Genomic DNA, 19,792 nt, shown 5'->3' on the forward strand with positions numbered 1-19,792 from the left:
CCCTGCTGGCGATGACCGCTCCAGTGGTGCTGATCGGCTTTGGCCTGGGCATGGTCTCCGGCCCGCGAACCGATCGTCCGGTGCCCCGCCCGTGTTCCCGGACCCCCTACGCCGACAGCGTCATCGCTGTGGGCGATCACCGGTTACCGGGTACCGGTCCGCCGGGCAGGCTGACCGGTATGAAACTGCTGATGCTGGGCGGGACCGAATTCGTGGGCCGGGCGATCACCGAGGACGCCCTGGAGCGGGGCTGGGACGTCACCGTCTTCCACCGGGGACGGCACGCCCCGCCGCCCGGGGCCGCCTCGCTGCACGGAGACCGCACCGGGCCCGGCGGGCTCGCGGCCCTCGCGGCGGGGGAGTGGGACCTCGTCGTCGACACCTGGGGCGGGGCGCCCATCGCCGTCCACGACACGGCCCGGCTGCTGCACGGCCGGGTCCGGCACTACACGTACATATCCAGCCGTTCGGTCTACGCCTATCCCTCGCCCGTCGGCCTCGGCGAGGACGCCCCGGTCGTCGAGGGCTCACCGGACGCGCCGCTCGTCGCCTACGCCCAGGACAAGCGCGGCGGCGAGCTGGCCGCCCTCGACGCCTTCGGCACGGAACACGCCCTGCTGGTGCGCGCCGGACTGATCATCGGGCCCTACGAGAACGTCGGGCGGCTGCCCTGGTGGCTGAACCGCGCCGCCCGCGGCGGCCCGATGGCCGCGCCCGGTCCGCGCGGACTGAGGCTCCAGTACATCGACGTGCGCGACCTCGCGCGCTGGACGCTGGACGCGGCCCGGGACGGCCGCGGGGGAGCGTACAACCTCGCCTCGCCGCTCGGGCACGCCACGATGGGCTCCCTCCTCGACGCCGTCGCCGCCGCGGCCGGGGGCCGCGCGGAACTGCGCTGGACCGCCCCGGAACGGATAGCGGATGCCGGGGTTCAGCCGTGGACCGAGCTGCCCATCTGGCTTCCGCAGGGCGAGCTGCACGATTACCTCTTCGGCGGCGACGTCTCCCAGGCGCTGGCCACCGGACTCGTGTGCCGTCCGGTGGAGGAGACCGTGGCCGACACCTGGAGCTGGCTCCAGGCTCTCGGCGGCGCGGCCCCGCAGCGCGCCGACCGGAACGCCCCCGGCATCACCGCGGAGCAGGAGGCGGCCCTACTGGCCTGATCCGCGCTCCGCGCGCGTCCCCGGACCGGAGCCGGCCAGCCGGGTGGGCGGCAGGTACTCCCGCATCAGGCGGCGCGTCCACCAGTCGCCCGTCGCGCGCAGTTCCCGCCAGGTGGTGAAACGGTAGCGGTACAGGCGGGCCCGCACGTAGCGCGGCGGGGCGTCCGGGAACGGGTTGTGGGCGAGGAGGCGCAGGGTGTCCCGGTCGCCCGCCAGCAGCCGTTCCACGAAGGGCCCGAACCAGTCGCGGGCGTAACCGGGCGAGAGCGCCGCGAACCACATCAGCCAGTCGAGGCGCAGGTGGTACGGGGCGAACTGGCGCGGCATCCGGTCCGGCCGCCCCGGCTTGCCCTTGAAGCCGTACTCCCGCCACGCCCCGTCCGGGTGCGGCGCCGGATCCGCCGTGCCCTCCACCACCACCTCGTCCCGGATCCGCCCGACGGTCCCGAACGCCCCGTAGGTGTTCACCAGGTGCAGCGCGTCGAAGGAGCGGTTCATCACCTGCCGCCGGGACAGCATGTTCCGTACGGGGTGCCTGCTGAGCAGCAGCACCAGCGCGGTGAGCGCGCACACCAGCACCACGTACCAGAGCGGGCCGGTGCGCGTCGCGGCGGCGGGCGGCGGCCCCGCGATGCCGGTGAAGTCCACGGCGCTCAGCGCGAGCGCGATCGTCAGCCAGTTCAGCCAGGCGAAGTTCCCCGACAGGACCAGCCACAGCTGGGTCCCCGCGATCATCCCGGCGGCCACGGACGCCACCGGCTGCGGGGTGAAGAGCAGGATCGGCACCAGCAGCTGGGTGACGTGGTTCGCGGCGCACTCCACCCGGTGCACCGGCCGCGGCAGCCGGTGGAAGAACCAGCTCAGCGGGCCCGGCATCGGCTGCGTCTCGTGATGGAAGTACAGGCAGGTCAGCCGGCGCCAGCACGGATCGCCGCGCATCTTGATCAGGCCGGCCCCGAACTCCACCCGGAAGACCACCCAGCGCAGCAGCCACAGCACGAGCACCGGCGGCCCCGCCCGGGAATTGCCCAGGAACACCGCGAGGAAGCCCGCCTCCAGCAGCAGCGACTCCCAGCCGAAGGAGTACCAGGTCTGCCCCACGTTCACGATGGACAGGTAGAGGACCCACAGCAGCGCCCACATCGCCATTGCCGCGCCCAGCGGTACGGCGTCCCCCGCCCCCGCGGCGAGCGCCGTAGCGACCAGCGCCCCGCCCCAGGCGCAGCAGGCGAAGAGCCGGTCGGAGTAGCGCAGGTGGAACAGGCTGGGCGCCGCGCGGAAGGGCACGCGGCGCAGGTGCCGCGGGACGGGAAGCATGCCGTGGGCGCCGATCAGGGCCCGGAACTGGAGGGCGGCCCCGGCGAAGGCCATGACGTAGACCACCGCCAGGGCCCGCTGGAAGACCAGCCGGCCGAGCCAGTAGCCGGGCGCCGTGAACCAGTCCATCGCCTCCAGTATCGGGCGCCCCCGGATCAGCCGCGCGCCACCAGGGTGCGCAGGGTGCGGCCCAGCAGCCGGGCGCAGCCGAGCTGCAGCGCCGGGACCAGTGGGCCCGCCAGGTGGGTGTACCAGGCGGCCGGGCGGCTGAAGGCCGTGACCGAGAACCAGACCGAACCGTCCTCGGCCAGCTCCACCAGGAACGACTCCTCGCCGGACTCGGGGTGCCCGTCGAGGGTCCCGTAGGCGAAGCCCGCACGGCCCGGTTCGTACGCGGTCCAGATCACCTCGCACGGCGCGTCGATGCGCAGCGGCCCGAAGCCGATGCCGACCACGACGCGGGTCCCGGGCCGGACGGCGCCGTGCTCGGCCCGGACCCGCATCCCCGTGGCGCGGTGCAGGGCGAAGGTGGTGACGGCGGCGCCCGCCGCCTCGAAGGCGGCGCGGCCGTGGCCGACCCGGACCCGGTGGTCCAGGTGGTGGTAGCCGCGGGGCAGCGGCCGCAGCCGGGTCGCCCCGCGGTCCGGATAGCTGAGCCGGCCCGGCCGGCCGGCGGCGTCGCGCGACCGGCGGGCGCCCTCGCTGATGATGCGGGTCATGACGCGGTCTCCTCCAGGCGTCGCCAGGCCAGCACCGAACACAGTGCGAAGCCGAGGGCGTTTCCGAGGCCGTGGGTCGCGGCCATCCAGGTCAGGGTGGGATGCGGGAGGCCGCTCGCCTCGCCCAGCGCCCACCACAGGGCGAGCAGCATCGTGACGGCCAGTACGGCGGCCGAACCGGCGAGCAGCGCCCGGGTGCCCCGCTCGCGCGCCCCGGGCCGGATCTCGCGCCAGGTCAGCAGGGCCACCGCCCACATCCCCGAGGTGAGGACGAGGGCCCCCGCGAGCTCCGTCCAGTCGTCGACGAAGTAGCCGGCGAGCACCAGCAGGGTCCCGCCCGGGACGCTGTACGCGGCCCAGCGCGCCCACGGCCCCGGCCCGGCGGCCCGGCACACCAGACCGGCGATCAGGGCGGCGGTGAATCCGGCGAAGTGGAAGTGCGGGACCGTCAGGGCCAGGATCTCCAGATCGAAGCCGAAGAGCCGGTGCCCGCTCCGCTCGGCGACCAGCGCCGCCCCGGCGACGGTGGGCGTGACCAGGGCGGTGAGCACCGCGATCTCGGGCGGGTCGAGCGAACGGGTGCGCAGCAGCCGGGCCGGTGCGTGCAGCGCCGGTGCCAGGGTGGCCACCGCGTAGAGGGCGGCGAGCGCACCCGCGGTGGCGCCGCGCGGCAGCCACAGGCACACGGCTCCGGGGGCGGCCAGCAGGGGCCACCACCGGGCGGTCGTGCGCAGCCGGACGGGGTCGATCAGACGCAGCCCGGCGGGCAGTACGCAGAGCATGCCCACGGTGACGATGAGGTTCACCAGCGTCGTCACCGTGGACAGCCCTCCCCCCGTACGGCCGAACGCCTTGAACGCGTTCAACTCACGGTCTGAGCCTAGGGGCTCTCTTGAACATGTTCAAGACCGGGGCCGATCGGCCGCGCCCCGCCGCTACCGCCGCCCCCGCCTCGCCGTGACGCTCCGCTTGCGACACCCCCGGACATGCGGCAGACAAGAGGGAGCAGCAGGGCACCAGGGGCCGACAGGGAGAACCTCGTGACGGATCAGCACGTACCGCAACCCCCGCCGCGCCGGGCGTCCCCCCGGCCGGTCCGCCGTCACGCCCCGGGGGCCGCCCTCCTCGCCGTCCTCGGGCTGTTCGCCGCGGCCTGCGGCGGCCCCGCGGACGGCGCGGCCGCGCCCGCGGCCGCCCCCGAGAGCCAGGACGTCGTGCTCCAGCCGGTCGCCTCCGCGGGCCCCGACCCCTTCAGCACCTCCACCGCGACGGCGGAGTCCGCACCGCTGCAACCGCCCGTCCCCAACGCGACGGGGGAGGGCATCCGCACCGTCGGCGGCGCCACCCCCGGCCTCTACGGCGGTACCCAGCGGCTCGGCAGCTGCGACGTCGAACGCCAGGTCGGCTACCTCACCTCCGACGACGCCAAGGCGAAGGCCTTCGCCGAGGCCTCCGGCATCGAACGGCCCAAGATCCCCGAATTCCTGCGCGGACTGACCCCCCTCGTCCTGCGCGCCGACACCCGGGTCACCGGCCACGGCTTCAAGGACGGCCGGGCCACCGGCTTCCAGTCAGTCCTCCAGGCCGGGACCGCCGTCCTCGTCGACGACCACGGCATGCCCCGGGTCCGCTGCGCGTGCGGGAACCCGCTCCAGTCCCCGCGCACCGCGAACGGCGCCCCGGTCCTCAAGGGCGACCAGTGGACCGGCTACGACCCCCACCAGGTCATCGTCATCGAACCGACGGTCCAGGTCATCGACAGCTTCGTCATTGCGAACATCGCCGACAACACCTGGATCGAGCGCAAGAGCGGCGACGACGGCGCCCAGGACAAGACCCCCCGGGTACCGCCCCCACACGATCCGGCCGACGGCATTGCGCCCGCAGATCCGGCGAGCCCGGCCCATCCCACCGCGCCGCGGCAGCCCTGCGCGAGCCCGGATCCCCGCAGCCCGGCCCGCACCAGCCCCCCGGCGCCGCCCTCGGCACCGCCCAAGGCAGCCGTCCCGCCGCCGCCCGGCCCGGGCGACTGCCCGCCGTCCGGGACCACCACGGCCCCGCCCCCGCCGCCCCAGGACACCGCGCCGGACACCCCGAGCCGGCCGAACCCGCCGAACCCGCAGACCCCCCCGGGCCGGCCCGATCAGCCGCTCCCGCCCACCGGGCCGCCGCTCGCCGAGACGCCCCGCTCCGACCCGCCCCCGGCCGAGATCCCGCCGGACCTGCCGCCCGCACCCGACGGGCCGAGCGTGAGCCCGTACGACCCCTACGCGCCCGGCGACCCGAACGGCCCCGTGGACCCGGGCGACCCCACCGATCCCTACGCCGTCCCCGACCGGCACTTCACGCCGGACCCCGGGTACTCGCTCGAAAGCGTCTGACGCGCCCGTGTGTCATGGTGGACCGGTGCCGAGCACCGTATCGCTGCCGGACGACTGGCCCGCCCACCCGGACCGGTCGCTCTCGCTGAACCGGATGGGCAGCTTCGACTGGGACCTGGTCACCGGCCTCATGCACATGGACGCGCCCGCCCTCGACGTCTTCGACACCCTCCCCGAGGACTACGACGATCGGCCGGAGTCCCTCTCGCCCAGGGTCCCGGCCACCGAGGCCGCCCGCCTCGACGCGCTCGTCTCCAGCGCCCTCAAGAGCGGCGTCGACAGCTACGGCGCCTACTTCCGCATCCGCTGCCGCGACGGCCGGCTGCGCTGGACGCACACGCAGGGCCGGGTGATGCGCGACGGGGACGGGCGCCCGTTCCGCATCATCGGCATCGTCCGGGACGCGACCGAGGAGCTGAGCCACTCCGCCGAACGCCTCGGCCTGGACGAGGAACGCCGCCGCCAGACCTCCGTGGTCGAGGCCACCACCGCCGCCCTCGCCCACGCGCGCACCGTGCGGGACGTCATCGACGCGCTCAGCGACGCGCACGGCCTGGAGCGCCTCGGCACCATGGGCATGGTGATGGGGCTGGTCGAAGCGGGCCGCATCCACCTGGTGGCGGAAGGGCCCGAGGGAAGTTTCGTCCCCGGCACCCGCTACACCCGCGTGGACGAGCAGTACCCGATGAGCGAGGTGGTCCGCTCGCTCCAGCCCCGGTTCATCGACTCGCAGGCGGAGTTCGCCGAGGCCTACCCCGGGCTGTGGTCGAAGATCTCGTACATGCGGATCTCCGCCGCCGCCTATCTGCCGCTGATCGCCCAGGCCCGCCCGATCGGCGCGATCGGACTGCTCTACCAGGACAAGGACGGCTTCACCCAGGACGAGCGGAACCTGCTCGTGGCCCTCGGCAGCAGCATCGCCCAGAGCCTCCAGCGCGCGATGCTCCTGGAGCAGGAGCACGACCTCGCCGAGGGACTCCAGCAGGCCATGCTGCCGCGCCGGATCCCGGCCGTGCCCGGCGCGGAGATCGCGGTGCGCTACCGCTCCGCCCGGATGGGCCGCGACATCGGCGGTGACTGGTACGACGTCATCCCGCTGCCCGGCGGCCGGGTCGGCGCCGTCATCGGCGACGTCCAGGGACACGACACCCACGCGGCGGCCGTGATGGGCCAGCTGCGCATCGTGCTCCGCGCCTACGCCGCCGAAGGCCACGCCCCCGCCACGGTCATGGCCCGCGCCTCCGTCTTCCTCCACGAACTGGACACCGACCGCTTCGCGACATGCACCTACGTCGAGGCCGATCTGGCGACCGGGGTGTTCCAGCTGGTCCGCGCGGGCCACCTCGACCCGCTGCTGCGCTCACCGGACGGGGATTGCCGCAGGCTCCCCGTGGAGGGCGGCATGCCGCTCGGCCTGTCGGCCGAGTTCGGCCGCCTGGAGTATCCGGTGACCACGGTGGAAGTGGCGCCGGGGGAAACGCTTCTCCTGTGCACCGACGGCCTGGTCGAACAGCCCGGAGCCGACCTCGACGACGGAATCAGGCACCTCACCGCCATGGTCCGCTCCGGTCCGGCCGACCTCCAGCTGCTCGCGGACCGGCTCGTCGGGGTCGCCGACGAGCGCGGCGAGGACGACGTCGCCCTGCTCCTGCTGCGCCGCCACGCCGAGGACGCCCCGCAGGCGGGCGGCCGCCTCCAGCAGCACGTGGCGCCCGGCGACCCCGAAGCCCTCGTCTCCGCCCGGCACATGATCGGCGCGGCGGTCCGGGCCTGGGGCGCCCGGGACCACGGCGACGAGATCGAACTCGTCGCGGACGAACTGATCGTGAACGCCCTGATGCACACCGACGGCCCGGCGATCGTCACCCTGCGCGTCCTGACGGGCCCCGAACGCCGCATCCGCGTCGAGGTCGAGGACCGTTCCAGCGCCCTCCCGCGCCGCCGGGACGCCGGCGACTCCGGGGTCTCGGGGCGCGGGCTGATGCTGGTGGACCGGCTGGCGGACGTGTGGGGCGTGGAATCCCGCGGCGGCGGCAAGTGCGTGTGGTGCGAGTTCGTCATGAGGTGACGGCCCGAACGGAAGGCGGACAGGGGGACGGACCGGGGGGCCGGGACCAGGAACCGGCGCGGAAACGGGCCCTGCGCGCGGCCACGGACGGTCCGGCGGGCGCCCACCGGAACCGGAACCCGAGCGGAGGGCGACCGGAACACCCGCCGGGCCCGGTCGGGCCCAAAGTCCGTTGCGGCACGCGGCGGCGGTGCCGCAGGATCGACGCGATGACTACCGCCACGCACGACGTCCGCCGGTCGCTGAAGGCCGGAGATCTGCCCGGAGCCGTCCGCGCCCTGCGGCCCCACGCCGAGACCGCGTCACCGGCCGAACTCGCCAAGGCGACACGGGAACTCGCCGACGCCGCCGGATTCGCCGACCTCGCCCGGGCCGCGAAGACCGCCGCCAGGAGACCCCGCGACCCCCAGGCGCTGTACGACTTCGGCTACGCCTGCGTCGAACGCGGCGTGTCCTTCCTCGCCGTCGCCCCGCTGCGCCACGCGTTCGCCCTGGCGCCCGACTCCCGCAGGCTCCTCGCCGAACTGGTCTCCGCCCTCGAAGACGGCCACCGGCACGCCGAGGCCGCCGCCCTGCTCGCCGCGCGCGGCGACCGCCTGCCCGCCTGGCCCGAGACCTACCTGCTGGTCCACAACACGCTCTGCGCGGGAGACTTCGACGGCGCCCGGGCCGCCGCGATCCGGCTGCCCGCCCCGCAGGACGAGGCCTGGATCGACGCCCACGGCCGCCAGCGCCGCATGCTGGGCCGCGCCGAACTGGCCCGCGAAGCCGGCCCCTTCGACGGCCGCGACCTGCGCGGATGGCACTTCGCGCTCACCGGCTCCCTGCTGGGCACCCTCTCCCCGTACGGCTACGCCGCCGGGATGACCGGCCGCTACGCTTTCCTCGGCGACAGCCACGCACTGGCCCGGCGCGGCCTCGACCGCCTGGCGCTCGCCCTCGCCGCCGCCGGGCAGCGCCCCACCAGCGTCTCGCTGCTCCCCGGCCGCGCCGACCGGATCCTCGGCCTGGCCGCGGCGGGGGTGCTCGGGCTGCCGGCCGTGCCCTACGACCCGGCGCGGACCGACACGGTCGTCGTCGCCCACGACCTGAACGCCTGCGACCCCGACCTCGTCCGCACCCTGCGCACCCGCGCCACCGGTCAGGTCCTCCACGAGCACCTGACCTGCTGGACGGATCCGCCCGCGGTCAGCGCCGACTCCAGCGCGCTCCTGTGCCAGTACGCCGTCGCCCCCTGGGCGGCGCACGGCGACCGGCCCGCCGACGGGCGCCCCGAGGAGGACATCGCCCGCGCCGTCATCGAGGCCGACCCGGCCCCGGACGAGGGCGACGGGCAGACCCCGGCCGATCCGGACGCCGCCTTCCGGGCCTACGCCGCGGCCGTGGCCCCCGGCTGGCTCGGCGGCACCCGCGACCGCCTCGACTCGCCCGGACCGGTGCCCGGCTCGCGCTTCGCCTGAGGACGCGGCACCCTGGGAGGATGCCGGAGCTGCCGGAGGTCGAGGCCCTCAGGGAGTTCCTCGACGAACACCTGACCGGGCGGGTGGTCGAGCGCGTCCTCCCGCTCAACGTGAGCGTGCTCAAGACCTACGATCCCCCGCTCACCGCCCTCGAAGGGCAGCCCGCCGGACCCACCGCCCGCCACGGCAAGTTCCTCGCGCTGCGGATCGGCGCGCTGTACCTCGTCACCCACCTCGCCCGGGCCGGCTGGCTGCGCTGGCACGACACCTTTCCCGCCCAGCCCCCCCGGCCCGGCGGCAAGAGCCCGCTCGCCCTGCGCGTCGTCCTGGAGGACGGCGGCGGATTCGACCTCACCGAGGCGGGGACGCAGAAGCGGCTCGCGGTGTACGTCGTCCACGACCCGCAGGACGTGCCCGGCATCGCCCGGCTCGGGCCCGACCCGCTCGCCGAGGACTTCGGGCGGGCGGAGTTCGCGGCGCTCCTGACCGGGGAGCGGCGCCGGCTCAAGGGGTTCCTGCGCGATCAGAGCGTACTGGCCGGGATCGGCAACGCGTACAGCGACGAGATCCTGCACCACGCCCGGATGTCCCCCTTCAAACTCGCCTCCTCGCTCGAGGAGGGCGAGGTGTCCCACCTCTACGACGCGGTCAGGGCCACCCTGCGCGAGGCGCTCGACCGTACGCACGGCGTGGCCGCCGGAAACCTGAAGGCGGAGAAGAAGAGCGGGCTGCGGGTGCACGGCCGCACCGGCGAGCCCTGCCCGGTGTGCGGGGACACGGTCCGCTCGGTGTCCTTCGCAGACTCCTCGCTCCAGTACTGCCCGACCTGCCAGACCGGCGGCAAGCCGCTCGCCGACCGGCGCCTGTCCCGCCTGCTGAAATGACCCGTGCCGCGCCCGGTGGCCGGCGCCCCGCTTACACTTGCGCACCATGTCCGACGACGACCGGCACCGGCAGCCCCCGGCCCCCGCGGGATCGCGCCGGGAGACCGTCACCGGGGTGGCCCGCGGCGCGCGCGGCCGCCCGCCCGCGCACACCCCCGCGCGCTCGGAGATCTCCCAGCAGACCTCGCTCGGAGCGACCTACGTCAGGGCCCTGATGCGCAGCCAGTTGCGGGCCGGTCTGACGGCGCTGACCGCGCTGCTGGCGCTCGTCGGGACGCTGCCCCTGCTGTTCTCCCTGCCGCACACGGCCTCGGGGCCGCTGGTGTGGGCGGGACTCGGGGTGCTGGTGTACCCCGTGATGTGGCTGATCGCCCACCGGTACGTCGTACGCGCCGAACGCAACGAAGCGGACTTCACCGGTCTGGTCACCGAGCCCCCCGGCGAGCCCCCGCACTGAGCGCCCGCCGGCCCCGCCCGAGTCCCCGGCATCCTAGAACAGGTGCATCGCCAAGTGGCCCAGGGGCAGGCCCAGTTGCCACGCCGGTGTCCACACCCGGGCGTTCTCGTCGAGCCCCGGCGAGGGGTCCTCCAGGCCGTGGCGCCCGGGGTCGAGATTGGTGGCGAACAGCTCCGTCCGCTCCAGCCAGCTCCACGCGTCCCGCGCCAGTTCGAGGTCGGGATCCCCGCCCGCCCCGCGCTCCCGGGCCTCCTCGCCCAGCTGGAGGAACCGGGTCTGCACCCAGTCGCGCCAGGGGTGGCCGTAGGCCGTCAGGGACAGCCACTCGTCGAGCTGCGAGACCACCCGGATCCCGGACAGTTCGCCCGCGGCGTCGGACAGGTAGATCGTCAGTGCCAGGGTGTCCCGCCCGGCCCGGAATTCCAGGGTGCTGACCGGGATCAGCCGCCCCGTGCGCAGCAGTTCGTCCGCGATGTACTCGGCGTAGAGCCACGCCATGGGCACCGCGAGCCCGCCGTCACTGGTGCCGTTCATACCCTCGGGCTGCACCGTTCCACCTTCTCCCGCGTGTCGAGCTTCCCGCCGTCGGTCAGAGCCTTCCCTCCGCGGCTCGCAGGACGGGCGATGTTTACTCAACTTGAACGGTCTGCGACCGAATCGAGTGCCCCGCACGCGCACTCCGGTCGAACCTTGAGCGGTTCCCGGCCAGTTCCGTGGCAGCCTCAGGCGCCGAGTCCGTATCCCTGGAGTCCCTCGCGCAGGGCGCGCAGGGCGTAGTGCGTGCGGGACTTGACGGTGCCCGCCGGGATGCCCAGCTCCCGGGCGGCCTCGGCGACCGACCGGTCGCGGAAGTAGACCTGCATCAGCACCTCGCGGTGTTCCGCGCCCAGGCTGCCGACAGCCCGTCGCACGTCGATCGCGGTGACCGAGCGGGACACCCCGTCCCGGGGCGCGGGCGTCTGCTCCAGGCCCGCCGGCTCGACCTCCTGAGGACGCGCGAGCCGGGCCCGGCGGGCGTCGATCGCGAGGCGCCGCCCGACGGTGAACAGCCAGGGCCGCGTGGAGGCGTGCGGGCTCTCCAGGACCTCCGGGTGCTGCCAGGCGCGTACGAGGGTCTCCTGCACCAGGTCCTCGGCGCGCTGGGCGTCGCCGTTGCAGAGGCCGAGGAGGAATCCGAACAGGGCCCGCCCGTGCTCGCGCTGGAGTTCGGCGAGTGCTTCGGGATCGGTGCGGCAGAGGGTGGGGGAGGGGGACACCGAAGGGCTCCTTCCGGGTGGGTGCGGGTCGACATGAACACCCTGACCTGCGGCGGGCTGCTCGGGAACCTTCGGGTGGAGCTGCTGCGCCCAACCACCCCGGCCGTCCGGTGGGCGGCCCCCCTCGGCGGTGAACGGTCGAACGGCGCGGTGAGCGGCAGCGCGCCGCGGTGACGGTGTGCGCCGCCGCACGGGTGGGCTCGGGGTGCCGTACCGAGCCGTTCCTTGACTTGTGCGACCCACCCTTAAGGATGCAGATCATCGGATAGTCCTACCAAAGGGAGCGGGACCCCATGACCCACCGCACGCGGCGGACCGCAGCGGTCCTGTCGGCCGTCCTGCTCTCCGCCGTGGCGGCGGCCTGCTCCGGCTCGCCGGGCACCCCGGGACACCCGGCGGCCAGGGGAACCACGGCGCCCCACGGGACCCGGGGCACCCAGGCGGCCCCGGGGACGGCGGGCAAGGGCTTCACCCTGGTCGCGAGCGGTGACGTCCTCCCGCACGACTCGATCATCAGGGCGGCGGCCACCGGGGGCGGCGGCTACGACTTCAAGCCCATGTTCGCCGGTGTCAAGGACCTGGTCTCCGCCGCCGACCTGGCGCTCTGCCACAGCGAGACCGTCTACGGCGAGGACGGCGGCCCCTTCACCGGATACCCCGACTTCACCTCCCCGCCGCAGGTGGCCGAGGCGCTGAAGGACGCGGGGTACGACGGCTGCTCGACCGCCTCCAACCACACCCTGGACGACGGCGCCGACGGACTGAAGCGGACCCTGGACGCCTTCGACAAGGTCGGCCTGAGGCACGCCGGTTCGGCCCGGACGGCCGCGGAGGCGGCCGCGCCGGCGACGTACGCGGCCGGCGGGGCCAAGGTCGCGCACCTCGCCTACACCTACGACACCAACGGCCACCCCCTGCCCGACGGGCAGCCCTGGGCGGTCAACCTGATGCGGCAGGACAAGATCGTCGCCGACGCCCGGGCGGCCCGGAAGGCGGGCGCCGACGTGGTGCTGGTGAGCCTGCACTGGGGCACCGAGTGGCAGACCGCACCGGACGAGCGCCAGCTCACCCTCGGCAAGGCCCTCACCGCTTCGACGCGCGACGGCCGGCCCGACATCGACATGATCCTCGGCACGCACGCGCACATCCCGCAGGCCTACGAGAAGGTCAACGGCACCTGGATCGTCTACGGCATGGGCGACCAGATCGCCGGAGAGATGTTCAACGACGAGGGCGAGCGCGACCCGCGCGGCAACTACGGCTCCCTCGCCCGCTTCACCTTCGAGCCCCCCGCCGCGCCCGGGCAGCGCTGGCGGGTCACCCGGGCCGCGTACGTCCCGCAGATGATGGACCTCACCGCGGGCCGGGTCGTCAACCTCCCGGCCGCCCTCGCCAAGGACCCGGACCACGAGGCGTACCGGGCCGCGGAGGAAGCCATCAGCGAGGCCGTCCTCAGCCGCGGCGCCGCCAAGGACGGCCTGACCCTCGGCAAGTAGCGCACCGGCTGAACGGTTCGCGCCCCCGCCCGGGCCCGCGGCACGGCTCCCGCTACGGCACCACCGTCACCGGCCAGCGCCCCGCCTTCACCAGCCGGACCGCCACCGACCCGAGGATCCGGTGACCGGCCTGCTCCGAGGCCCCGACGACCACCGCGTCCGCCGTCAGCTCCTCGGCGGCGGTCACCAGGCCCGTGTACGGGTCCCCGCGGAAGGTGTGGAACTGCCAGCGGACCTCGAAGATGCCCTTGAGGCGCTCGGCGGACTCCCGGATCTCGGCCACGATCCCCTCCGCGATCTCCTCGGTGGTCCCGGCCACCGCCGCGCCCATCGCGGCCCCGGCCGCCAGCACCGGCTGGACGTAGACCAGCGCCAGGAGGGCGTTCTGGCGCCGGGCCAGCCCCGCCGCGTAGGCCGCCGCGCGCAGCGACGAATCCGTTCCGTCCACTCCGGCGAGGATCACCTTCGGACCGTCGGTACCCCGCTCGAACCCCGTACTCACGTGCTCCGTCACCCCACCGACAGTAGCTCGTTCGGCGCGCGGAGCGGCGCGCGCCTCCCTACAGTGCGAACCATGACTGCCACCGCGGAGCAGACCCGCGGGACCCGGAACCGCTTCCTGAACCGGGTGCCCGACGGATTCGGCGCGTTCTTCGGAACGCTGGGCCTGGTGTGCGCCGTACTGGCGCTGTCCCCCACCCTGCGGCGGCTGCTGCGGCCCGTGGTCCGCTTCCTCGACATGTTCGTGGTCCCGGTCAGCGAGAACCTCGCCTACGCCGTCTTCCTCTTCCTGCTCGCCGCGGCCCTCGGCACCCGCAAGAAGGTCGCCTGGTGGATCGTCGTCACCTATCTGGCCCTGCTCATCCTGGCCGACGTCGTCATCCTCGCGGACGGGGACTACTGGGTCTCCCTGGTCTCCGGCGTCATCGCCCTCGCCGCCATGGTGCTGCTGATCGCCGCCCGCAAGGAGTTCTACGCGGTCACGCGACCCGGCGCCCTGTGGCGGGCCCTGCTCGTCCTCGGCCTCGGACTGCTCGCCGCCGTCTTCCTCGGCTGGGGACTCGTCGCACTGTTCCCCGGCAGCCTGCCCAAGGGCCAATGGCTGGACTGGGCCGCCAAACAGGTCTTCGGCGGTCTCTTCTCCGCCCGCCAGTTCGACGGCCGCCCGCCCCGACCGCTCTACTTCCTGCTCGGCCTCTTCGGCGCCCTCGCCCTGCTGAACGCCGCCTCCACCCTCTTCCGCTCGCAGCGCATGACCGCCGCCCTGCACGGCGACGAGGAACCCCGCATCCGGGCCCTGCTCGGCGCCTACGGCCGGCGCGACTCCCTGGGCTACTTCGCGACCCGCCGCGACAAGGCCGTCGTCTTCGCCCCCAACGGCAAGGCCGCCGTCACCTACCGCGTCGAGGCCGGCGTCTGCCTGGCCAGCGGCGACCCCGTCGGCGACCCCGGCGCCTGGACCCCCGCCATCGACGCCTGGCTCGGCGTCGCCCGCCGCCACGGCTGGCAGCCCGCCGTGATGGGCGCCTCCGAGGACGGCGCGACCGCCTTCGCGCGCTCCGGGCTCAGCGCCCTCCAGCTCGGCGACGAGGCGATCCTGCACGTCGCCCACTTCGACCTCGACGGCCGCGACATGCGCGTCACCCGCCAAGCCGTCAACCGGGTCCGGCGCACCGGCGCCACCACCCTCATCCGCCGCCACTGCGCCCTCACCGAGGAGGAGATGAAGCGGATCGTCGACCGCGCCGACTCCTGGCGCGACACCGAGACCGAGCGCGGCTTCTCCATGGCGCTGGACCGGCTCGGTGACCCCGCCGACGGGGACTGCCTGCTGGTGGAGGCCTTCGACGCGCAGGGCGAACTCATCGCCCTGCTCTCCTTCGTCCCGTGGGGCAAGGACGGCATCTCCCTGGACCTGATGCGCCGCGACCGCGCCGCGCCCAACGGCGTCATGGAGTTCATGGTCGCCGAACTGTGCGCCACCGCCCCCCGGCTCGGCGTGCGCCGGATCTCCCTCAACTTCGCCGTCTTCCGCTCCGCCTTCGAGGAGGGCGGCCGGATCGGCGCGGGGCCCGTCCTCAAGCTCTGGCGGGGGCTCCTGCTGTTCTTCTCCAAATGGTGGCAGCTGGAAGCCCTGTACCGCTCCAACGTCAAGTACGGACCCGAGTGGTACCCGCGGTTCCTCTGCTACCAGGACGCGGGCTCCCTCGCCCGGGTCAGCCTGGCCTCCGGCATCGCCGAGGGGTTCGTCTCCGTGCCGAGCCTGCGCACCCTGTGGGGCAAGGGGCACGCCAAGGGCGTCACGGCCCCCGCCAACACAGCTCACCTCCCCTCGATCGCCTCCCTGGGCCTCGACGCCGTGGGGGAGCGGGGCGAGGGGGCGGCCGAGAAGCAGCCGGAGCAGGTCCGGGTCCGCCACCGCAAACTCGAACGCATCCGGGCGGGCGGCACCGACCCCTACCCGGTCGGCATCCGGCAGCGCACCCACACCGCGGAACGGCTGCGCACCGAGCACCCCGCGCCCCCGCCCGGCGCGCGCACCGGAGAAGAGGTGACCGTCGCCGGACGCGTGATGGTCGTGCGCGACCTCGGCGGCGTGGTCTTCGCGGTGCTGCGCGACTGGACCGGGGACGTGCAGCTGATGTTCACGCGCGACGAAGCGGGAACCGGGGTCCTCGGCACCTTCACCAGCCAAGTGGACTTCGGCGACCACGTCGTCGCGAGCGGCGAGATCGGCAGCAGCAGGAGCGGCGAACTCTCCGTCGTCGTCGGCTCCTGGCAGCTCACCGGCAAGTGCCTGCGCCCGCTGCCCGACAAGCGCAAGGGCCTGGCCGACCCCGAGGCCCGGGTCCGCCGCCGCTACCTCGACCTGGTGGCCAGTCCCGAGGCGCGCGAGGTCGTACGGGCCCGCTCGACCGCCGTGCAGGCACTGCGCCAGGGGCTGCTGGAGCGCGGTTACCTGGAGGTCGAGACCCCGATGCTCCAGCAGATCCACGGCGGCGCCAACGCCCGCCCGTTCCGCACCCACATCAACGCCTACGACATGGACCTCTACCTGCGCATCGCCCCCGAGCTGTACCTCAAGCGGCTGTGCGTCGGCGGCATGGAGAAGGTCTTCGAAATGGGCCGCACCTTCCGCAACGAAGGGGTCTCCTACAAGCACAACCCCGAGTTCACCATGCTGGAGGCCTACCAGGCCTTCGCCGACTACGACGTCATGCTCGACCTGACCCGCGAGCTGATCCAGGGGGCCGCGACCGCCGCCTTCGGCTCCCCGGTCGCGCACAAGGCGGGCCCCGACGGGAAGCTCGTCGTCCACGACATCTCCGGTGCCTGGCCGGTGAAGACGATGTACGGGGCGATCAGCGAGGCGCTCGGCGAGGCGGTCGACGCGGATACGGGGGAGGCGGCGCTGCGCCGCCACTGCGACCGGGCCGGGGTGCCGCACACGCCCGAGGACACCCGCGGTGACGTGGTCCTGGAGATGTACGAACGGCTGGTGGAGGAGCGGACGCTGCTCCCCACCTTCTACAAGGACTTTCCGACGGACGTCTCCCCGCTCACCCGCCAGCACCGCCGCGACCCGCGGCTGGCCGAACGCTGGGACCTGGTCGCCTTCGGCACCGAACTGGGCACCGCCTACTCGGAGCTGACGGACCCCGTCGAGCAGCGGCGCAGGCTCACCGCCCAGTCGCTGCTGGCGGCGGGCGGCGACCCGGAGGCGATGGAGATCGACAACGACTTCCTGGACGCGCTGGAGTACGCGATGCCGCCCACCGGGGGGCTCGGCATCGGCGTGGACCGGCTCGTCATGTTCCTCACGGGTCTGACGATCCGCGAGACGCTTCCGTTCCCGCTGGTGCGCCAGAGCTGATCGGGTGAGGGGCCGGTGGCGCGTCCGCGTCTCCCGGGCCGCACCGCGGTGTCGTTGATACGTAGTAGTAATGAAAACTGACGAGCCGACAGTAGGGCGGCGCGTGCTCCTGCGCACCGCCGTCTTCCTCGGGATCGCCGCCGCGGCGTCCGGCCTGCTCGGGGAGGAGGAGGCCGCGGATCCGGCCGGGTCCGCACCCGGGCCGGGCCGCGCGGCGGGCGGCGCGGGCGCTCCCGGAGCGCCCGCGCCGAACGGACGGGGAGCGCCCGCCAACACCTACCGGCTGAGCCCGATGGCCGCCGATACCCCGGCGCGCTACCGTCGGGCCATGCCCCCCGTCCGCACCCGACCCATCCTGGACCTCTCCGGTGCGCCGGGGGACCTGGCCGTGGGGAGCAGGATGGTGCTCACCTTCGACGACGGCCCCGACCCCCGCTACACCCCGGCGATCCTGGACACCCTGGCCCGGTACGGGGTGCGCGCCATGTTCTTCGTCTGCGGGGAGATGGCCACCGACAACCGGGACCTGATCCGCCGGATGGCCGACGAGGGCCACGTCATCGGCAACCACACCTGGACCCACCCCCTCATCCCGAAGCTCACCCGGCCCGACCTCGCCTCCGAGATCGGCCGCACCAGCGAGGTCGTCCAGCAGGCCACGGGCGAGGCCCCGCGCTGGTTCCGGGCGCCCTACGGCGCGTGGAACCGGGCCGCCTTCGAGATCGGCGCGGAACTGGGGATGGAGCCGATGGCCTGGACCGTGGACTCCCTGGACTGGACCGAGCCGGGCACCACCACGATCGTCTCGCGGGTCCTCAAGGGAGCCGCCCCCGGCGTGATCGTGCTGTCGCACGACGCGGGCGGCAACCGGACGCAGAGCGTCCAGGCGCTGGGCTCGTACCTGCCCCAGCTGCTCGCCCGCGGCTACCGGATGACCCTGCCGAGCCTGCGGCCCCACTGAAGATACGATCCGTCAGCGGGACCGCGGGCCGGCCGGCTCAGCGCGTCTCCACCATCCGGGCGAAGACGACCACGTTGCCGTCGTAGCCGCGGGCCTTCGAATAGCCCCCGCCGCACGTGATCACCCGGAGCTCCGGAGCCCCGGTGTCCCCGTACACCCGGGTTCCGGGGAAGGTGTCCTTGGCGAAGACCTCCACGCCGTACACCTCGAACACCGCCGTGCGCCCGTCGTAGCGCTGCACCTCGATGCGGTTGCCCTTGCGCAGCGAGCCCAGGCCGTAGAAGACCGCCGGGCCCTTCGCGTTGTCCACGTGCCCCACGATGACCGCCGAACCCGTCTGGCCGGGCGAGATGCCGTTGAGGTACCAGCCCGCCAGGTTCGGGTCCTGCGGCGGCGGCGCGTCGATCCAGCCCTCCGCGTCCAGCCCCACCGTCATCACCGGCGCGTCCACCTTGATCGCCGGAATCCGCACCCGCTGCACCGACGAGTGCTCCAGCGGCTCCGGCGGCGGCCCGGACGGCTGCTCCGGCAGCTGCTGCGGCGCCTGGTCCGGCTGCTGCTCCGGTGCGGGCGTGCTCGGCGCCGCCTGCGGCTGGCCGGGGCGCACCCCGACGGCCGCCGCGGCGGCCGGCTGGGGCGGCCCCTCCTCGAACTCCGCCCCGTTCCGGACCATGGCGAGGCCGGTGAGCATGACGAGGGCGAGCACTCCCCACGGAGAGCGTCTTCGTGACGGAACGGTCTCGTCCCAGCCCATGGTTCTCCCTTCCCGACGCGGGGGTCCCGACCCGCGTTCGCGTCCCACCCCGATGCACTGCTTCGTACGCCCTGCTTCACGCACGCTAAGGGCGTTCGCGCGGGACGGCGAGGGGGGAGGGGCGAACGGGTGGCGGGCCGCGGCCGGGTCGGGGCGGGGGGCCGTACGGGATGCGCCCATCCAGGTAATCGTCACATAAATGACTGACGGGTCGTGACCTGCGGATCCGTCAGATCGGCCGCGCGCGCCTCGGCGTGTCGCTCAACCGGGCGGCCCAAAGTCGGACATGCGCTGGTTGCGGACCGGACCGAGGGTTCGTCTTGGGAGACGTTCTCGTCGATGATCCCGGGCGACCACCGCTCCGGGGCGCCTCCCGCTGGAGGTTCCACCATGCGTGCTTCTCGCGCTCTCACCGTGACCGCGGCGGCCTTCGCCGCCGTCGGGCTCGCCACCCCGTTCGCCGGCGCAACCAATCAGCCGGCGGGCGGTCCGCCCGGCGGCCAGGGCGGCGGGCCGAGGAACGTCGCGGTCTCCCCGTACTCGGTGCACCCCGGTGCCTCGATGGAGGTCAAAGTGGAGGGCTGCAACCGCGGCGGCACGGTCTGGTCGCCCGGCAACTTCGAGCAGGCGAACCTGTCGGGCGGATCTCCCGCCTTCGCCACGGTGCACATCCGCCACAACGCCCGGACCGGCGACCAGACCCTCTCGGTCAAGTGCCACGACAACAGCCTCGTCGCCACGCACCGCTTCCGGGTCCTCGAGGGCCGGGGCGCACAGGGCGGCCTCGGCGGCTCCATCGGGCCGTCCGCCACCGAGACCGCCATCGGCGCGGGGCTCGTGGGCACGGCGGCCCTCGGCGCGGGCATCCACGTGGTGCGCCGTCGCCGCCCGGTCCACGGGCGGGTCTGACCGGCAGCCTCCCCGGTCGTGCCCTGCAGCCCGTGAACCGCCGGGTGGCCCGGGGCGGCGCCCCGGGGGGCGGGGGGCGGCGCTCGAAAGGTA

18 protein-coding genes are annotated in these 19,792 nt (G+C 74.1%); 11 read left to right on the forward strand and 7 right to left on the reverse strand.

The window, feature by feature from the left end; translation table 11 throughout:
- The first annotated feature begins 179 nt into the window (after positions 1–179).
- A complete protein-coding gene (locus ABZY31_RS30195) occupies positions 180–1,163 on the forward strand; it encodes an NAD-dependent epimerase/dehydratase family protein (protein WP_356416709.1) in 984 nt (327 codons plus the stop codon).
- On the opposite strand, the gene ABZY31_RS30200 is transcribed toward ABZY31_RS30195, so the two are convergent.
- Genes ABZY31_RS30200 through ABZY31_RS30210 form a run of 3 tightly spaced genes read right to left on the reverse strand, consistent with a single transcriptional unit; the run spans position 1,152 to position 4,017 of the window.
- Positions 1,152–2,609 carry a lipase maturation factor family protein gene (locus tag ABZY31_RS30200; protein WP_356416711.1) on the reverse strand — a complete coding sequence of 486 codons (1,458 nt, stop codon included), beginning with the start codon at positions 2,607–2,609 and terminating at the stop codon, positions 1,152–1,154. The two genes, ABZY31_RS30195 and ABZY31_RS30200, sit on opposite strands and share 12 nt — an antisense overlap.
- A gap of 26 nt (positions 2,610–2,635) precedes the next feature.
- A complete protein-coding gene (locus tag ABZY31_RS30205) occupies positions 2,636–3,199 on the reverse strand; it encodes a DUF1990 domain-containing protein (protein WP_356416713.1) in 564 nt (187 codons plus the stop codon).
- Positions 3,196–4,017, reverse strand: coding sequence for a YndJ family protein (locus ABZY31_RS30210; RefSeq protein ID WP_356416715.1), 822 nt, complete (start codon positions 4,015–4,017; stop codon positions 3,196–3,198). Before ABZY31_RS30210 ends, ABZY31_RS30205 begins: the two co-directional genes overlap by 4 nt.
- Before the next feature lie 222 nt (positions 4,018–4,239).
- On the opposite strand from ABZY31_RS30210, the gene ABZY31_RS30215 reads away from it, so the two are divergent.
- The 5 genes from ABZY31_RS30215 (at position 4,240) to ABZY31_RS30235 (ending at position 10,449) form a co-directional block, all read left to right on the forward strand.
- On the forward strand, positions 4,240–5,580 hold the full coding sequence (locus ABZY31_RS30215) for a DUF6777 domain-containing protein (RefSeq protein WP_356416716.1): 1,341 nt from the start codon (positions 4,240–4,242) through the stop codon (positions 5,578–5,580).
- Positions 5,581–5,587: 7 nt separating this feature from the next.
- Positions 5,588–7,648, forward strand: coding sequence for a SpoIIE family protein phosphatase (locus ABZY31_RS30220; RefSeq protein WP_356416718.1), 2,061 nt, complete (start codon positions 5,588–5,590; stop codon positions 7,646–7,648).
- A 209-nt stretch (positions 7,649–7,857) separates the two neighbouring features.
- Positions 7,858–9,108, forward strand: a complete 1,251-nt coding sequence (locus tag ABZY31_RS30225) for a hypothetical protein (protein WP_356416720.1) — start codon at positions 7,858–7,860, stop codon at positions 9,106–9,108.
- A gap of 20 nt (positions 9,109–9,128) precedes the next feature.
- Positions 9,129–9,992, forward strand: coding sequence for a DNA-formamidopyrimidine glycosylase family protein (locus ABZY31_RS30230; RefSeq protein ID WP_356416722.1), 864 nt, complete (start codon positions 9,129–9,131; stop codon positions 9,990–9,992).
- Positions 9,993–10,038: 46 nt separating this feature from the next.
- Positions 10,039–10,449 carry a hypothetical protein gene (locus tag ABZY31_RS30235; RefSeq protein ID WP_356416724.1) on the forward strand — a complete coding sequence of 137 codons (411 nt, stop codon included), beginning with the start codon at positions 10,039–10,041 and terminating at the stop codon, positions 10,447–10,449.
- Positions 10,450–10,482: 33 nt separating this feature from the next.
- Here the strand turns inward: ABZY31_RS30235 and ABZY31_RS30240 are convergent, their stop codons facing one another.
- The gene (locus tag ABZY31_RS30240; protein ID WP_356416726.1) at positions 10,483–10,983 is read right to left on the reverse strand and encodes a hypothetical protein; all 501 of its coding nucleotides are present in this window, start codon (positions 10,981–10,983) and stop codon (positions 10,483–10,485) included.
- A 188-nt stretch (positions 10,984–11,171) separates the two neighbouring features.
- On the reverse strand, positions 11,172–11,705 hold the full coding sequence (locus tag ABZY31_RS30245; protein ID WP_356416728.1) for a sigma-70 family RNA polymerase sigma factor: 534 nt from the start codon (positions 11,703–11,705) through the stop codon (positions 11,172–11,174).
- A gap of 33 nt (positions 11,706–11,738) precedes the next feature.
- Here ABZY31_RS30245 and ABZY31_RS30250 point away from each other — a divergent pair, with 33 nt between their 5' ends.
- Together ABZY31_RS30250 and ABZY31_RS30255 are read left to right on the forward strand one after the other, a co-directional pair.
- Positions 11,739–11,879: a hypothetical protein gene (locus tag ABZY31_RS30250; RefSeq protein ID WP_356416730.1), complete on the forward strand. Its 141-nt coding sequence runs from the start codon at positions 11,739–11,741 to the stop codon at positions 11,877–11,879.
- Between the two features lie 119 nt (positions 11,880–11,998).
- Positions 11,999–13,201, forward strand: a complete 1,203-nt coding sequence (locus tag ABZY31_RS30255) for a CapA family protein (RefSeq protein ID WP_356416732.1) — start codon at positions 11,999–12,001, stop codon at positions 13,199–13,201.
- Between the two features lie 52 nt (positions 13,202–13,253).
- On the opposite strand, the gene ABZY31_RS30260 is transcribed toward ABZY31_RS30255, so the two are convergent.
- Positions 13,254–13,715, reverse strand: a complete 462-nt coding sequence (locus ABZY31_RS30260) for a universal stress protein (protein ID WP_356416734.1) — start codon at positions 13,713–13,715, stop codon at positions 13,254–13,256.
- A 60-nt stretch (positions 13,716–13,775) separates the two neighbouring features.
- On the opposite strand from ABZY31_RS30260, the gene lysX reads away from it, so the two are divergent.
- Positions 13,776–17,075 (forward strand): bifunctional lysylphosphatidylglycerol synthetase/lysine--tRNA ligase LysX, encoded by a 3,300-nt coding sequence (gene lysX, locus ABZY31_RS30265; protein ID WP_356416736.1) that lies wholly within the window; start codon positions 13,776–13,778, stop codon positions 17,073–17,075.
- A 70-nt stretch (positions 17,076–17,145) separates the two neighbouring features.
- Complete coding sequence (locus ABZY31_RS30270; RefSeq protein WP_356416737.1) at positions 17,146–18,036, forward strand: polysaccharide deacetylase family protein; 891 nt, start codon at positions 17,146–17,148, stop codon at positions 18,034–18,036.
- 37 nt (positions 18,037–18,073) lie between these two features.
- Here ABZY31_RS30270 and ABZY31_RS30275 read toward each other — a convergent pair whose 3' ends face one another.
- Positions 18,074–18,790, reverse strand: a complete 717-nt coding sequence (locus ABZY31_RS30275; protein ID WP_356416739.1) for a class F sortase — start codon at positions 18,788–18,790, stop codon at positions 18,074–18,076.
- Positions 18,791–19,180: 390 nt separating this feature from the next.
- On the opposite strand from ABZY31_RS30275, the gene ABZY31_RS30280 reads away from it, so the two are divergent.
- Positions 19,181–19,699: a hypothetical protein gene (locus ABZY31_RS30280; protein ID WP_356416741.1), complete on the forward strand. Its 519-nt coding sequence runs from the start codon at positions 19,181–19,183 to the stop codon at positions 19,697–19,699.
- Positions 19,700–19,792 lie beyond the last annotated feature (93 nt).

This window comes from Streptomyces sp. NPDC006529 (assembly GCF_040611795.1).
Classification (GTDB): domain Bacteria; phylum Actinomycetota; class Actinomycetes; order Streptomycetales; family Streptomycetaceae; genus Streptomyces.

Bases quoted from the DNA above. Each gene is read 5' to 3' on its own strand.
- ABZY31_RS30195 (WP_356416709.1), top strand. From the start codon at position 180: ATGAAACTGCTGATGCTGGGCGGGACCGAATTCGTGGGCCGGGCGATC.
- ABZY31_RS30200 (WP_356416711.1), bottom strand. From the start codon at position 2,609: ATGGACTGGTTCACGGCGCCCGGCTACTGGCTCGGCCGGCTGGTCTTC.
- ABZY31_RS30205 (WP_356416713.1), bottom strand. From the start codon at position 3,199: ATGACCCGCATCATCAGCGAGGGCGCCCGCCGGTCGCGCGACGCCGCC.
- ABZY31_RS30225 (WP_356416720.1), top strand. From the start codon at position 7,858: ATGACTACCGCCACGCACGACGTCCGCCGGTCGCTGAAGGCCGGAGAT.
- ABZY31_RS30230 (WP_356416722.1), top strand. From the start codon at position 9,129: ATGCCGGAGCTGCCGGAGGTCGAGGCCCTCAGGGAGTTCCTCGACGAA.
- ABZY31_RS30235 (WP_356416724.1), top strand. From the start codon at position 10,039: ATGTCCGACGACGACCGGCACCGGCAGCCCCCGGCCCCCGCGGGATCG.
- ABZY31_RS30240 (WP_356416726.1), bottom strand. From the start codon at position 10,983: ATGAACGGCACCAGTGACGGCGGGCTCGCGGTGCCCATGGCGTGGCTC.
- ABZY31_RS30250 (WP_356416730.1), top strand. From the start codon at position 11,739: ATGAACACCCTGACCTGCGGCGGGCTGCTCGGGAACCTTCGGGTGGAG.
- ABZY31_RS30255 (WP_356416732.1), top strand. From the start codon at position 11,999: ATGACCCACCGCACGCGGCGGACCGCAGCGGTCCTGTCGGCCGTCCTG.
- lysX (WP_356416736.1), top strand. From the start codon at position 13,776: ATGACTGCCACCGCGGAGCAGACCCGCGGGACCCGGAACCGCTTCCTG.
- ABZY31_RS30270 (WP_356416737.1), top strand. From the start codon at position 17,146: ATGAAAACTGACGAGCCGACAGTAGGGCGGCGCGTGCTCCTGCGCACC.
- ABZY31_RS30275 (WP_356416739.1), bottom strand. From the start codon at position 18,790: ATGGGCTGGGACGAGACCGTTCCGTCACGAAGACGCTCTCCGTGGGGA.
- ABZY31_RS30280 (WP_356416741.1), top strand. From the start codon at position 19,181: ATGCGTGCTTCTCGCGCTCTCACCGTGACCGCGGCGGCCTTCGCCGCC.